Annotated in this window: 13 protein-coding genes; 6 read left to right on the top strand and 7 right to left on the bottom strand. The window is 43.5% G+C overall.

What is annotated here, in order from left to right; genetic code table 11:
• Positions 1 to 78 precede the first annotated feature (78 nt).
• The gene (locus tag NSQ55_RS11845; protein WP_339173487.1) at positions 79 to 2,577 is read left to right on the top strand and encodes an Ig-like domain-containing protein; all 2,499 of its coding nucleotides are present in this window, start codon (positions 79 to 81) and stop codon (positions 2,575 to 2,577) included.
• Between the two features lie 118 nt (positions 2,578 to 2,695).
• Here NSQ55_RS11845 and NSQ55_RS11840 read toward each other — a convergent pair whose 3' ends face one another.
• Both NSQ55_RS11840 and NSQ55_RS11835 read right to left on the bottom strand, forming a co-directional pair.
• Positions 2,696 to 3,091 carry a GNAT family N-acetyltransferase gene (locus tag NSQ55_RS11840; RefSeq protein ID WP_339173486.1) on the bottom strand — a complete coding sequence of 132 codons (396 nt, stop codon included), beginning with the start codon at positions 3,089 to 3,091 and terminating at the stop codon, positions 2,696 to 2,698.
• A 12-nt stretch (positions 3,092 to 3,103) separates the two neighbouring features.
• A complete protein-coding gene (locus tag NSQ55_RS11835; RefSeq protein ID WP_248548052.1) occupies positions 3,104 to 3,745 on the bottom strand; it encodes a phosphoribulokinase in 642 nt (213 codons plus the stop codon).
• Between the two features lie 118 nt (positions 3,746 to 3,863).
• On the opposite strand from NSQ55_RS11835, the gene NSQ55_RS11830 reads away from it, so the two are divergent.
• Complete coding sequence (locus NSQ55_RS11830) at positions 3,864 to 4,112, top strand: hypothetical protein (RefSeq protein WP_076136059.1); 249 nt, start codon at positions 3,864 to 3,866, stop codon at positions 4,110 to 4,112.
• A gap of 133 nt (positions 4,113 to 4,245) precedes the next feature.
• Positions 4,246 to 4,923 (top strand): DUF1796 family putative cysteine peptidase, encoded by a 678-nt coding sequence (locus NSQ55_RS11825; protein ID WP_076189817.1) that lies wholly within the window; start codon positions 4,246 to 4,248, stop codon positions 4,921 to 4,923.
• Here NSQ55_RS11825 and NSQ55_RS11820 read toward each other — a convergent pair.
• A complete protein-coding gene (locus tag NSQ55_RS11820) occupies positions 4,913 to 5,233 on the bottom strand; it encodes a hypothetical protein (RefSeq protein ID WP_339173481.1) in 321 nt (106 codons plus the stop codon). The two genes, NSQ55_RS11825 and NSQ55_RS11820, sit on opposite strands and share 11 nt — an antisense overlap.
• Before the next feature lie 257 nt (positions 5,234 to 5,490).
• Positions 5,491 to 6,387, bottom strand: a complete 897-nt coding sequence (locus NSQ55_RS11815) for an SDR family oxidoreductase (RefSeq protein WP_076141729.1) — start codon at positions 6,385 to 6,387, stop codon at positions 5,491 to 5,493.
• Between the two features lie 256 nt (positions 6,388 to 6,643).
• On the opposite strand from NSQ55_RS11815, the gene NSQ55_RS11810 reads away from it, so the two are divergent.
• A complete protein-coding gene (locus tag NSQ55_RS11810) occupies positions 6,644 to 6,835 on the top strand; it encodes a DUF6199 family natural product biosynthesis protein (protein WP_076130567.1) in 192 nt (63 codons plus the stop codon).
• 1 nt (position 6,836) lies between these two features.
• Here the strand turns inward: NSQ55_RS11810 and NSQ55_RS11805 are convergent, their stop codons facing one another.
• Positions 6,837 to 8,432 (bottom strand): helix-turn-helix domain-containing protein, encoded by a 1,596-nt coding sequence (locus tag NSQ55_RS11805; RefSeq protein ID WP_076183302.1) that lies wholly within the window; start codon positions 8,430 to 8,432, stop codon positions 6,837 to 6,839.
• A gap of 121 nt (positions 8,433 to 8,553) precedes the next feature.
• Positions 8,554 to 9,576 (bottom strand): ABC transporter substrate-binding protein, encoded by a 1,023-nt coding sequence (locus NSQ55_RS11800; protein WP_076183299.1) that lies wholly within the window; start codon positions 9,574 to 9,576, stop codon positions 8,554 to 8,556.
• A 288-nt stretch (positions 9,577 to 9,864) separates the two neighbouring features.
• Between NSQ55_RS11800 and NSQ55_RS11795 the strand changes: the two genes are divergently transcribed.
• Together NSQ55_RS11795 and NSQ55_RS11790 are read left to right on the top strand one after the other, a co-directional pair.
• Positions 9,865 to 10,920, top strand: coding sequence for a LacI family DNA-binding transcriptional regulator (locus NSQ55_RS11795; protein ID WP_036685989.1), 1,056 nt, complete (start codon positions 9,865 to 9,867; stop codon positions 10,918 to 10,920).
• 176 nt (positions 10,921 to 11,096) lie between these two features.
• Positions 11,097 to 13,532, top strand: a complete 2,436-nt coding sequence (locus NSQ55_RS11790) for a glycosyl transferase (protein ID WP_036685988.1) — start codon at positions 11,097 to 11,099, stop codon at positions 13,530 to 13,532.
• Positions 13,533 to 13,631: 99 nt separating this feature from the next.
• On the opposite strand, the gene NSQ55_RS11785 is transcribed toward NSQ55_RS11790, so the two are convergent.
• The gene (locus tag NSQ55_RS11785) at positions 13,632 to 13,940 is read right to left on the bottom strand and encodes a hypothetical protein (RefSeq protein ID WP_076130570.1); all 309 of its coding nucleotides are present in this window, start codon (positions 13,938 to 13,940) and stop codon (positions 13,632 to 13,634) included.
• Positions 13,941 to 14,010 lie beyond the last annotated feature (70 nt).

Raw genomic sequence — 14,010 nt, 5'->3', positions numbered from 1 at the left:
GATAAGACTGTATCCATGTTATACGTCAAAAAGATGAAATGGAAGAGTAAAAAATCAGGTAAGGTTATAGGTGTCTTATTGAGTTTTTCGGTAGCGTTTTCATTTTTAGGAGGTCACACACTTGCAGCTTCAGGGCAGGCAGACGGAGACAAAAGTTTTACGGGTGCCTCTATTCTTGCTTTTCCTGGCGCGGAAGGTGGCGGCGCCTATACAAGCGGTGGTCGAGGGGGCGATGTATACATCGTAACTACCCTTGAAGATTACGCTGTAAAAGACAAACCGATTGCAGGGTCCCTTCGCTATGGAATTTTATCTACGCCTAAAGAGGGTCGTACCATTGTTTTTCATGTTTCCGGAACGATTGAACTGAAGAGCACGTTAAGTCTCAATAATATTAAAAACCTGACCATCGCTGGACAAACCGCTCCAGGCAACGGAATTACCATTGCAGGTTGGGATACCAATATCAGCAATTCAGAGAATATCATTATTCGGTACACCGCTTTCCGTCCGGGTGCCACTAATGTGTATAATGGCAGTGATTCAATGGATGCGCTTTGGGGGAGAGACAACAACTACTTCCTCATTGACCATTGTTCCTTCAGTTGGAACACAGATGAAACTCTATCTTTATATAGAGGCGAAAATGGCACGATCCAGTGGTCCATTATTTCCGAAAGTCTGACTCTATCCGGGCATTCCAAAGGAAGACATGGCTACGGCGGTATTTCAGGCGGAGACAAAACAACATTCCATCACAATCTGTATGCGAACCATACCTCGCGAAACCCAAGACTAGGCGGAGGTTACGCAGGTGCGGCAGATGCTGATCATGTGGCGGTTGTTCAGTTCTCGAACAATGTAATTTACAATTGGGGCTTTAACGGCACTTATGGTGGAGGTTTTACTTTTACTAACTTTATGAACAATATCGAAATTGCCGGCCCAGGTACAAGAGAGAATGTAACTAACCGAGTGATTGACGCCGGTGAAGCTACCAAGCTGGGCGGTTTCTATATTGCTGGAAACAGAATTAACGGTAAGCTCACAGGCTTACTGAATGATTCTTCAGATTATGTGAAATTTTCTGGCGTACAGAGTGGTGAACAAAAGACGACCCTCGCAGCCACACCATATCTTTCCGCGGACAGTACTGGAGTTAACCATGGTATTACCAATAAAGCATTTGATAATTATGTTAAGTCCGGCGTAAAGCAAGCGAATGAATCACTATTAAAAAGCATTCTGCAACAAGCGGGCGCTACCTATCCACGTCGCGATGCTATCGATGCAAGAATTGTGGCAGAAGTCGAGCAGAACTCGGGAAGATATATCAACACTGAACATGAAGTCGGGGGTTACATTTCAGACTTTGGCGTCATTGAGGCACAATATGATAAGCAATTTGACACTAATAAAAATGGAATAGACGACAAGTGGGAAAAGAAAAATAAAATCTGGGGCAGCAAGGATGCATACAAAACGGTTACTAAAAATGGTTACACCTGGCTTGAGCTTTATATTAACGGCCTAGTTGATATGAAACACGTCGCCGAAAACCCTGATGCTAAGCTTTTAGCGCCAGAAAACAATGCACAATTTGTTACCGGGAAAGAGGTCGTAGTTAAAATCAATGCTTCCCCTAGATCCGGAAACAAAATAAAAAAAGTTGCTGTATATAATGGTTCTAAATATCTTGGGGAAGCAGTCAAAAAAGGCAACACATACACATATACCCTCAAGAATTTAACGGATGCTTCCTACTATATTTCTGCAAGAGTGACCGATACCCAAGGAAATGAGACGCAGACCACAGCCACTAACATCCATATCAATGCTGCTACCTCTTCCCTGGCTGGAAAGGGTTGGACTACAGCAGATATCGGTGATCCGAACATTAAGGGTTCCGGAAGTATGACAAATGATGTGCTTACCGTTAAAGGCAACGGAAAGCTTGGAAAAAGTGAAGGTGGCACAGAACGATCCGAAGCAAACAATGCAACCAAAGATGACTTCCACTTCGTGTATAAAGAAATGAACGGAGATATGGAATTTACCGCGAAGCTCGAAGAAATCGGGGCCGTTGACAACCATGCCTTCACCGGGCTAATGATCCGCGATGACTTGAATAAAGACAGCGCCGCCGCGGCCCTTGGTATCTCCTATGTGAAGTTGTCCAAAGAGACCAGCTGGTCATCTTATCTGACGGGCAGAAACATTAAGGGCGGAGGATTTGATGAATTAACTGAAACTTTAGACAGCGTATCTGCTGCTGAAAAAGCTGGCATTCAACTTCTTTCAGATATTCCATTTAAAATTAATGGTGTGGAGCAAGGGTATTGGCTCAAGCTTGGCCGTAAGGGAGATGTTTTCTATGCTTACGGATCAACGGACGGAAAAGACTGGAAGCTAATTGGCGAGCGAACTATTGTTATGGATGGTTCGGTATATGTCGGATTCGCCGTTGACAGCAATGATGTCGCCAATCAGATTGAGCAACTGAACTATGCTAAGTTCTCTAACCTTACTGTGGAGAATACATTCACTCCAATAGGTGACTCAACGATAAATAAATAGTGTCTGTTCTTCTACACAGTTCCAAAAAAACGGAAGCCAGTAAAACGGCTTCCGTTTTTTTATTGATATCCGACTGGACCAGCACAATATATTGCCTGATTCTCTGTTCACTATGGCTTTAAAGTTTTTTCTTTAACATTACTTCATCATCCTTAACATACCCGCTCAATTCATACGCTTTAATGGCTACACGATTATCTTCTCCTGTTAAAATCTTAACTGTTTTGACTCCACGAGAATAAAGCTGACTTTCCAGAAAAGAAATTAGTGCAGTAGCGACACCATTCCTACGAGCTGACTCTTTTACATACATTTCAGTAATTTCACCATATGCTTCATTATAACAAAATGATTTCAAACTTTGAGCACAGCCAAAACCAACCACTTCAGTATTGCTGTTCAAACACTTGATGATCTCCGGCACAGGACGTTTTACTCCACCATTGAACTCAAGATTTAACCTAGACAAAACATCCGCGTTACATATCGTTGCTAGCCTAACATTTGGAAGCATTCTCTTCCCCCTCTACAATGTTCCCTTTTCAAGAACATACTCTTCATTGGAATTTTTTAAAACGATATCAAATTTATGATGATAAGAATGCATAAACAACTCATATTGCATCCTACGCTGTTCATGGGATTTTCTTAAATAATTAATATCTGTTCCTCTTTCAGAAACATCACGTATACTCCTTCTCATCAACTCAGTTTCTCCATCCGTGTATAAGTAGATTTTCAGATCATACAAATTCGGATCAGTAAAGGCAACGCTCATGCCTTCTACAATATTCACCTTGTTTTGTGAAGATATGAACATACTTTTTGTATAGTCTGTGCCAATTGTGTAAAAATCCAACCCATCCCTCAACATATGAATGTCTCTCTCTAAAGCAAATATATGATGAGCAGCAGGATGACAAGCTGTCACTTTATCGTGATAATGTACATTCTTATATTCATAGTCGATAGAAGTGTATTTTCTAAGACTAGATTCAACAATATAGGGGTCTGTATTAATATAATTCACATCATCCTGCTGCAAAAGCTTTAAAAGATTATGAGCAAACGTTGTTTTTCCAGATGCACCATGACCCGAAATCCCAATGATGAATCTATTAGCCTCACCGCTAATCAAATTAGCTATCTTATGTAACACCTTGTCCATATTATTAGCCCCTCTCCCTACTCGATCCTATGTATTCCTTACTCCGCTATGGTTTAGCACATTAAAATCAATGGTGCATTTTATATAAAGAAATTTATTAGAAAGGGGTAGATCTTCCATGGCTACTCGTCAGCCAGATTTAGTATTGATCAGTTGGAGCAGAAATCCTTTGGTTGCTGGATCAGCACGTAGGATTATTGCCGCCCGTGTTATTGGAAATGCCGTGCCGTGCAGACCTAGCTTGAGACCCAACGGATTGCTTAACACCGCTTTGGCTTGCTTATTAGACAACGATGTTGGTTTTAAAGTGGTCTTTCGTAAAAAAACTTCAAGCATTAGCGGATATATTTTGTTACAACGTAACTAATAGGTTTAGGGGGCAGTGAAAATTGCTGCTCTCTTTTTCCTGTGTATCTCATTGCACTTAAAGTCCAATCAATCCTAGAAAATGGTGTGTATAATTTATTAGAAACTGAATCTGATTGAAAATGGGTGAGTCCATGAAATTACAAGCTGTGAAAAAAAGCTATGATTTAATAGTAAGCTTAGGGATGTCTTGTGCTCCTGCTATAAATCTGCAAAGAAATAGCTTGAGGAAATTCTCCATGCCGCTCGACTGGATGGTTTCTTATTCATTGGCTGATGTAAATAGACTTTATAAGAATAGATTTCAAAATTTCATGGAATTAATAAATCTGCAAATTCTTGATGAAACACATTTTTTTCTGGAGGATGGATTACCAGTCTATCCTAATGGGAATAAAAATGCACTAGTGAAATCCTATTTTATTCAGGATACTTTATATAACATTATCTCAGTTCATGATTTTCCAATCCACCAAGGTAAACACTGGTCTATAACCTATCCTTCGTATAAAGCGAAGCTGGAATTACGAATTAATAGATTTTGGGACAAGTTAATCCACAGTAAAAAAACTTTATTCATTAGATGGTTTGCCTCATATGAACAGGCTGTAGAGCTACAGTCAATTTTGTCTGATTTATTAAAACCGAACGAATTTATTATTCTTATTCTTATTCCCGTTCGTGAATCAATCTCGGTACAAGAATTAAATTGGAACATAAGTGATATTTGTGTGTTAGAAGTTCCTGAGGATATGAACGATTATGATAGCTGGGATTATATTTTGAAAGACATACACGTAACTAATAACTAATTTCGCTTTGATCGATCATATGATTAATTATTTCCTCTGCTGCAAAAACATATGGATACAAATACAGCCTACTGATGCTGACCAATAAAGCAATAGGGTTACTAATTCCAAAATCGTATTGACTCACATGCGCTGCTGGATTTGCGGGTTCAGGCTCTACAAGATCATACTTCTCCATCAGCCTTTCCTTGGTTCCACTATCTACTACTGTTCCGTTTCCTTTATCCGCAAGGACAGATCCCGATTGAAAACACGCCATGAATAAGACACAGCAAATGGTGAGGATCGCTAGTTTCTTTTTTCGCATCATACATCTCCTAATTCTTTCTGGGTCTCCCCTATAACTTAGAGCCGTTCAAATTATTTCTTGGGTAATCGCAGGAAAACTATGTATTCGACAATCTTGATCAGTATAGATCATATTCCATGAAAATAATGGGAGAAAAAGTCTCGAATTCTATAATACTCCTTTCTATATATAAAAACAAAAGCACCCCACAGCTAAAATTAGCAGGGTACTTTTGGATACTTCGCCGTATTTACAATATCAACATTCCGCTGAGCGGTTTATGGAGTTGGAGTTCCGCCGTTCGCATTCAGTGTTTCGCCACTGATATAGCTAGATTCCTGGCTAGCCAGGAATACATATGCCGGAGCCATCTCCGCAGGCTGTCCCGGACGACCTAGTGGTGTGCTCGACCCGAACTCCTTCAGCACTTCCTCCGGTTGCCCACCCACAACTTGAAGAGGTGTCCATACGGGACCAGGTGCTACTACATTGACGCGAATCCCCTTATCAGCTACTTGCTGAGCGAGAGACTTACTGAATGTATTAATAGCAGCCTTGGTGGTCGCGTAGTCCAAAAGGATCGGTGAGGGATTATAAGCTTGAATAGAAGAAGTGTTAATAATGGTGCTGCCCGGTTGCATATGCTTCACCGCAGCTTTGCACAGCCAGAACATAGCATACACGTTCGTCTTAAATGTGTCGTCAAAATGCTTCGTAGTGAGATCAGCGATGTCTGGAACGAATTGCTGTTTGCCCGCGATATTGGCTAAAATATCAATTCCACCTAGCTCTTTAACCGCAGTATCGACGAGTTGTTCGCAGTATGTCTCATCCTTCAGATCGCCTGGAATGGCGATTGCAGTACGACCCGCTTCCTGCACTAGCTTGACCACCTGCTTTGCATCTTCCTCTTCCTCGGGCATATAAGATAGAACAATATCTGCCCCCTCACGAGCAAAAGCAATAGCAACAGCACGGCCTATACCGCTGTCGGCTCCCGTAACTAACGCTTTACGTCCGGTCAGACGCCCAGTTCCTTTATAGGTATCTTCTCCTGTATCAGGTACTGGATTCATTTTCTTCTGCAGACCCGGCTCCTCTTGTTGCTGCTGAAATTCCGGTCCAGCCTTAGTGTACTGAGTGGTAGGATCTTGCATCGTATATTGGTTAGACATCGATCAATTCCTCCTTTATTTTTAGAATTACATTTTTATATTTTCCGAACTCTTTGTTATGTAAACACAACAAGCACGCCTCTAAACATTCACCTTCAATAACATAGCCTTGAATAGTGCCGCAAAAATACCCCAACCACCTGTCAAGGTGGCTAGGGTATCCCCCGCCTAAAAATAAATATATGGAAGCTCACTTGTTAGTTAGGGAACGCTCCGTATAGTCTGGCGTATACATTAGATAAAGGAGTGATAAATCATGGGCTTTTTTATATTCCTCTTTGTACTATTAGCATTGCTTAATATCTTCTTTCCTCATTTGGGATGGTACATGCGCTATGGCTGGATGATGAAAGGTGATGTAGAACCCAGTGATGCCTATTTATTAATGACTCGCATCAGCAGTATAGTGGCACTTATTATCCTCTTTTTTATCTGGACTAGTTTCTGACTTACCCTAACGCTCTTAACACATCTTCAATCTTGCGCTGATGCGACAATACCCCATAATTCATCCAGGCCATAAAATCCACCTCATATACACAACGATTACGAACAGCGGGCAGATTGCGCCAAAGCGGTGTATCCAACAGCTCCCGTCCTTCTCCTTCCTGTCGATCAAAGGTAATGAACAAATGATCTGCAGTGAGGCTCGCAAGCTCTTCTCTTGTTAGGCTCACCCGCTTCTGTCCACGAGTCAACTTCGGAACCAAGGCATGGGGCTGCAAACCTAAATCATCATGGAGTACGCTACCTGTATACCCCAATTGCCCGCATCCATAGAGATTGATTCCGTAGGAAGATATTCTTAGGCATGCTACAGTCTGCCCTTGGACAGAACGGTTTAGCACTCGTCTAGCTTGCTGCGCCCGATGCTCATAATTGCCGATCACTTCCTGGACACGATCCGTTCTGCCAAAGACGGCTGCTGCGGAAAATAACGTGGCCCGCCAATCCTCTTGATGAAAAGGCAGCTTGAACAACGGAGCAATTTGGCTGCACTCATCCAGGTGCCAACGCTGAAAGCCATCATCCAGCAGGATCAGTTCGGGCATGTACTGGGAGAGCTCCTGCCAATTGCCAGTCGAAATATCCACTGCAGGCACATCGAGGAGGGACAGATACTCTTGCTTCCCCCACTGAGCGTGAGAATATTGCGCCACCGGTGTAATATCCAGAGCCAGCAGATAGTCTTCCAGAAAAGGAGCGAACACCCGCAGCCCTTCCTGATGGAAGCTTCTGTATTGGCCGGGCGTAACGCCCACCGATCTTTTGAAACGCCGGTTAAAATAATACTCATTGCTATACCCTACAGATAACGCGATGTCATGCATACGGTCATTCGTAAGCAGCAACTGCTGCTGCGCCCTTTCAATACGAAGTCCGTTCAAATGCTCTAAGGGAATCCGCCCTGTCACTTCTTTAAAAATCTGTGTGTAGCGGGCACGTGTAATGCCTGCCACTTCAGCTAATTGATCGACGGTTATGGCGTGATTGTAGTGTTCCTGCATATAGCGGATGGAACGCTGTACCGCCTCATGGGCTCCTTTCATCTGGATGACAGAGGAATTTGCCCGCATGATCAGCAGCAGTAACTCTTGAAAGCGGGTATGGCCTGCGAACCATTCAATCTCTTCCGTACTTCTGCGACTATGATAGATAGCCTCCAGCAGTAATGCACATTGTGAAAAAGGTCTGCAGCTTAGCGGGCCGGACTGGAGAATTCCTTCTTTAGTCCCCTTTTCCATTCCACTCTGCCTGCTTCCCCCCGTTTCGATGACTTCAAACGTAAGCCTATAGAAGCTAAGTCCTCGCTCCTCGGCATTGATTTTGCTTATTAGCCCAGGTTCGAACAAGAACCCGACACCTTTTTCCAGAGGAAAACGCTTCTCCTCGGCTTCTAACCATCCCTGTCCTTCCGATACAATGATCAGGGTATGATTTTGAAACACTAAGGTCTGTCCGTTCACCGATAAGGATTGGGCTTCTATGTTAATCAAGCTATAGAATAGCCTCTTTTTATTGCTGTCTTGTAAATCTTCTGCCATTCTAGCGCCCTCCAATTGAGAACCATTTTCATTCACTTTACTATAGTTTAGAATAAAAAAGAAGGTCTATCAACTATGCTGATAGACCTTCTTTATGCTATTCCTTACGACGGCTGCCGTTTTATTTCACCATAGCTTTCAGCAAGTCATCAAGCTTCATCGAATTGGCTGTGATGGCACCAGTCTGCCAGTGGGAACGTTCCATTCTATAAACATTCCCGTTCTTCACCGCCGGCAGGCTCTTCCACAACGGGCCATCAAGGATTTGAGTCGCTTCCTGATTCCCTTCAGTATCCCAGCCCCCGTTGTCAGGGAACACAATGATATGATCCGCTTCGAGCTGAGGGATAAGCTCTTCGGAGATAATAGATTGATATTCGGTCATTTCTGCCGCCATAGGCACAGGTGTCAGGCCAAATTGAGAATAAATTACACCGGTGAAACGGTTTTTAACACCGAATAGAGCAAAGGTTTTATCCGCTACGTTGAGCCGGATCACTGCTACTTTTTCCTGACCTAGGGCCTGTTGCAGCTTAGCTTTCCCCTCTGCCACTTTCTGATCGTACGCTGCAAGGACAGATTCCGCCTTCTCCGGAATACCGAGGGCATCTGCAATAGCCGTAAGCACTTGTCTTGAGTCTTGCAACACCGCCTCAGGTAGACGATAGGTTGGTGCTATCTTGGAATATTGTTCATATTTCGCCGCATCCGCACCTCCATCCACAATAATCAAGTCAGGGTCTTTTTCCAGCAACACTTCCATACTACCGGTAATATCAAATTCTGGTACATCAAGATTTAAATAATCCTGTTTGCCCCAGCTTGGATGATACCACTGCACCACCGGGGTAATGCCCAATGCCTTCAAATAATCTTCAACATAGATCCCGGCTACCCGTTGCGGTTTAATTGGAATTTCAACATCCCCGAATTCCCCGGCAATCGTCCGAGTTGCACCCTCTTCTGCGGCATTTCCATTTCCTTCAGTTGGTGCGCTAGTGCTCGCTGAGGTAGATTCCTCTGCATTCTGTGTCTTAGCAACGTTTTCTTTCGCAGTATTGCTATTCGTTCCGCATGCTGCCAGCGCAGTTATTGCCATTATAAGTACCGCTGCCCATAAAAACTTCTGACCCCATCTTGCCATTGATCCCTTCACTCCTATGCTTTATTGTCATTGATTATCATTCTCAATAACCTTTATCACAATAGTAGCATGACTTTCATAGCTTTCAATGCACTTTCTCCGCAAAAAACTTATACAAACTATTTCTAGTTGTTCTGCTCTATCATTATTCGGTAGGATTCTTCTTCTATTAAAAATATGTCATCCTTTATTAATTTAATCGCAAAATTTCTTATTTTACGATTGATTTATACGATGCTTTCGCTTACAATAAACTCATAAACGCGCGTTTATGAAAAGAGGGGAAACATGCGCAGCGAAGATATTGCTAAGTTGGCCGGGGTTTCCCGAAGTACGGTATCCCGCGTGATCAACAACTATTCCAATGTTCCTGAAGAAACCCGGGCCAAAGTGCTGCGGGTGATTGAGCAACATCAGTACGAACCGAACAGCTTTGCACGGGCTCTGGCCGGTAAGAAAACCGATACCATCGGATTGTTCGCCATCAGTATGAACGAGAAAGAGAACACTACCCGAATTTATCAGAACAATTACTTTGCACCATTCGTCGATGCCGTAGTCGACACGTCGAATGCCCGCGGATGTTACGTTCTGATTCATACGGTATACTCTCCGGACGATTTTCTGAAGGTAAAACAAGCTTTTCTGCAAAAACGGATTGACGGTGGTATAATTGTCGGCACTCAGAAGGATATTAATATCGTCCGCGAAATGGTGGGACTCGATTCTCCGCTAGTACTGATTGATTATGATATCTCAGAGATTATGTCGGAGCATCTTGACCGCAATCATTTGGCCATTGTGAATTCCAAAGATTACGAGGGCACCACAGAAGTGATTGAACATTTAATCTCCTTAGGCCATCAAGAGATCGGCATCATCTGTGGGCAAATGAATACGTACTCTGGTCGAGAACGCTACACGGCCTATGAGGACACGCTGAAAAAACATGGTCTGCCTATGAATGAAAAGTTTATTCTTAAGGGTGATTTTCTGAAAGAGACGGCTTATGAAGAGGTCAAGAAGCTGCTTGCTTCTGGTGAACCTTTGCCGACTGCCTTTTTCTCTTCCAACGATGACATGGCTATTTCAGCGATGGAAGCGTTCTCCGAACATGGAATCATTGTCCCTGAGGATATCTCCATTGCGGGTTTCGATGACATTCAGCTGGCATCCCGTATTCAGCCTAAGCTGACCTCTGTACGCTTGCCGATTTATGAAATGTCCAAGGCTGCAGTGGAAAAAGTAATCGAGCTGTGTGATTCACAGCAGCCGACTTTCAGCACGATCAGCTTTCCAGCTCGTTTAGTGGAGAGAGATTCCTGTCAACCGCCGAAGAAGTAGCACAGATTCATCATTCACTGAAGAATACATATTTTTCTGTGGAGCTGCTATCATTGGGTCTCGAAATCACTGCCTAATACTATCTTTTAGAAACAACGGAAAGAATCCCTTCCCTCGAGGGAATTTTTCCTGAAACTTATAAACGCGCGTTCACAATCGAAAGGAGACTTTCTCACATGAAATTCGGTACCTTTGACGACACTCGTAAAGAGTATGTAATTAACACACCAAAAACACCTTACCCTTGGATTAACTACCTTGGTAATGAACAATTTTTCGGACTTATTTCTAATACTGCTGGTGGCTATACCTTCTATAGAGACGCTCGTCTCAGAAGATTGACCCGTTACCGTTACAACAATATCCCAATGGATGCTGGCGGCCGTTACTACTATCTTTATGATGATGGTGATTTCTGGACTCCAGGCTGGATGCCAGTAAAACGTGATCTGGACTTCTACGAATGCCGTCACGGTCTTGGCTACACCTCCATTACTGGTGAACGCAACGGTATCTCTGTAAACCAGCTTGCTTTTGTACCTATGGGTCATAACGCTGAAGTACATCGTCTTGTAGTGAAAAACACGGGTTCCGCGAAGAAATCCGTTAAACTGTTCTCTTTTGCAGAGTTCTGTCTTTGGAATGCACAAGATGATATGACTAACTTCCAACGCAATCTCAGCACTGGTGAGGTTGAAGTGAAGGGTTCTGTTATCTATCACAAAACAGAATACCGTGAGCGCAGAAACCACTACGCTTTCTACTCTGTTAACAAAGAAATCGCCGGCTTTGATACTGACCGCGAAGCTTTCGTAGGGATGTACAATGGTCTGGAAAGCCCGCAAGCTGTTGCTGCAGGTGAACCAACTAACTCGGTAGCGAGCGGCTGGTCCCCTATCGGATCGCACGCCCTGAACATTACTCTGGAGCCGGGCGAAGAGCAAAGCTTCATCTTTGTCCTTGGTTACATTGAAAACCCAGAAGAAGACAAATGGGAATCTCTGAACGTAATCAACAAAAAACCAGCAGAGGCTATGATCGAGCAATTTGCTACAGACGCTCAAGTGGACGCTGCTTTGGCTGCACTGGCTGCACACTGGGATAACCTGTTGTCCAAATATCAAATCCAAAGTGGCGACGACAAGTTGAACCGTATGGTTAACATCTGGAATCCATATCAATGTATGGTTACCTTCAACATGTCCCGTTCCGCTTCTTACTTTGAATCCGGTATTGGCCGTGGTATGGGCTTCCGCGATTCTAACCAAGACTTGCTCGGATTTGTGCACCAAATTCCTGAACGTGCTAAAGAACGTATTCTCGATATCGCCGCTACACAATTTGAAGACGGCAGTGCCTATCACCAATACCAGCCGCTCACCAAAAAAGGTAACAATGAAGTCGGTACCGGCTTTAATGATGACCCGCTTTGGTTGATCCTTGGCACAGCTGCTTACATCAAAGAAACTGGCGACACATCGATTCTTGATGAGCAGGTTCCTTTTGACAGTAATCCGGACAACACAGCTACTCTGTTTGAGCACTTGAAACGCTCCTTCGAGCATGTAACTAACAATCTCGGACCTCACGGCTTGCCGCTGATCGGCCGTGCAGACTGGAATGACTGCTTGAACCTGAACTGCTTCTCTACAGAACCAGGCGAATCTTTCCAAACTACTGCCAACATCGAAGGCCGCGTAGCGGAATCCGTATTTATCGCGGGTCTGTTCGTCTTCGTTGGACCGGACTATGCAGAAATCTGCCGGATGCGCGGACTTAATGACGTAGCTACGGATGCAGAAGCTAAGATTGACAACATGCGTGAAATTACACTCACTCACGGTTTCGATGGTGACTGGTTCCTGCGCGCTTATGACCACTATGGCGACAAGATCGGTTCCAAAGAAAACGAAGAAGGTAAAATCTTCATCGAACCACAAGGTATCTGTGTTATGGCCGGTATCGGTGTGGAAGATGGTCAAGCTGAAAAAGCTCTGACTTCCGTGCAAGAGCATTTGGATACTAAATACGGTATCGTATTGCAACAGCCACCATATTCCAAGTACTATCTGAACCTGGGTGAAATTTCTACGTACCCTCCGGGCTACAAAGAAAATGCTGGTATTTTCTGCCACAATAACCCTTGGATCATGATCGCTGAAACTGTACTTGGACATGGCGACAGAGCGTTTGAAATTTACGCTAAAATTGCTCCTGCTTACTTGGAGGACATCAGTGAAATTCACCGTACTGAACCTTATGTATACTCGCAAATGATCGCAGGTAAAGATGCCGTTCGCCACGGGGAAGCTAAAAACTCCTGGTTAACTGGTACTGCTGCTTGGAACTATGTAGCGATTACACAATCTATCCTTGGTATTCAAGCGGACTTCAATGGTCTGAAGATCGATCCTTGTATTCCTACAGAGTGGGACAGCTTTGAAATCACCCGTGTCTTCCGTGGAGATACTTATGTGATTCAAATCAAGAACCCGAACCATGTATCCAAAGGTGTAGCTAGTCTTACCTTGGATGGCGCAGCTGTAGAAGGTAACATCATCACTCCTGTTGGAGACGGCGCTGTACACCAAGTAGTTGTAGAACTGGGTTAATATAAAAAATCCGCTCAACCGTTCGTTTGAACGATTGAGCGGAGCGGATCTAAAATTAACAGTAGATGCCCCCTGAAGGATTCAGGGGGCATCTTTTTTTTACCCTTCCACAATATCTGCTCTTAAATCACTCGCAACCTCAAGCATTCTAGGAATCACGGCTTCATTGGCGCCAGAAACATAAATATCGCCCTGATAATGTCTAAATGGGATTGTTGTATCACCATAGCTCCACATAAAGAAATCTCCCTCAATGGACATGGTAGTGGCACCTGTTACTGTAAAAACTGATGTATAGGTGAAATCAGGTTTGGATGCGAAATATTGCTTACACTCTTCTAAAGATAGGGTTGTTGCTGAATCTCCAGCATTCTGCATTGCTCTTGTCATCCGATAACGTTTACTCATTGTGATGCCTCCATTATTATCTGTAAAATGATCAGTTACCTTATCCAGATCAAATATAGCATACAATGAA

It is taken from the genome of Paenibacillus sp. FSL H7-0943 (assembly GCF_037963265.1).
GTDB classification, from domain to species: Bacteria; Bacillota; Bacilli; order Paenibacillales; family Paenibacillaceae; genus Paenibacillus_AQ; species Paenibacillus_AQ odorifer.
Note: the sequence above shows the minus strand (reverse complement) of the source record. Positions and strands in the feature narration are given on the sequence as shown.

Coding starts and splice junctions, on each gene's coding strand:
- NSQ55_RS11790 (WP_036685988.1), top strand. CDS start 11,097: ATGAAATTCGGTACCTTTGACGACACTCGTAAAGAGTATGTAATTAAC.
- NSQ55_RS11800 (WP_076183299.1), bottom strand. CDS start 9,576: ATGGCAAGATGGGGTCAGAAGTTTTTATGGGCAGCGGTACTTATAATG.
- NSQ55_RS11810 (WP_076130567.1), top strand. CDS start 6,644: ATGGGCTTTTTTATATTCCTCTTTGTACTATTAGCATTGCTTAATATC.
- NSQ55_RS11840 (WP_339173486.1), bottom strand. CDS start 3,091: ATGCTTCCAAATGTTAGGCTAGCAACGATATGTAACGCGGATGTTTTG.
- NSQ55_RS11835 (WP_248548052.1), bottom strand. CDS start 3,745: ATGGACAAGGTGTTACATAAGATAGCTAATTTGATTAGCGGTGAGGCT.
- NSQ55_RS11830 (WP_076136059.1), top strand. CDS start 3,864: ATGGCTACTCGTCAGCCAGATTTAGTATTGATCAGTTGGAGCAGAAAT.
- NSQ55_RS11820 (WP_339173481.1), bottom strand. CDS start 5,233: ATGATGCGAAAAAAGAAACTAGCGATCCTCACCATTTGCTGTGTCTTA.
- NSQ55_RS11825 (WP_076189817.1), top strand. CDS start 4,246: ATGAAATTACAAGCTGTGAAAAAAAGCTATGATTTAATAGTAAGCTTA.
- NSQ55_RS11805 (WP_076183302.1), bottom strand. CDS start 8,432: ATGGCAGAAGATTTACAAGACAGCAATAAAAAGAGGCTATTCTATAGC.
- NSQ55_RS11795 (WP_036685989.1), top strand. CDS start 9,865: ATGCGCAGCGAAGATATTGCTAAGTTGGCCGGGGTTTCCCGAAGTACG.
- NSQ55_RS11815 (WP_076141729.1), bottom strand. CDS start 6,387: ATGTCTAACCAATATACGATGCAAGATCCTACCACTCAGTACACTAAG.
- NSQ55_RS11785 (WP_076130570.1), bottom strand. CDS start 13,940: ATGAGTAAACGTTATCGGATGACAAGAGCAATGCAGAATGCTGGAGAT.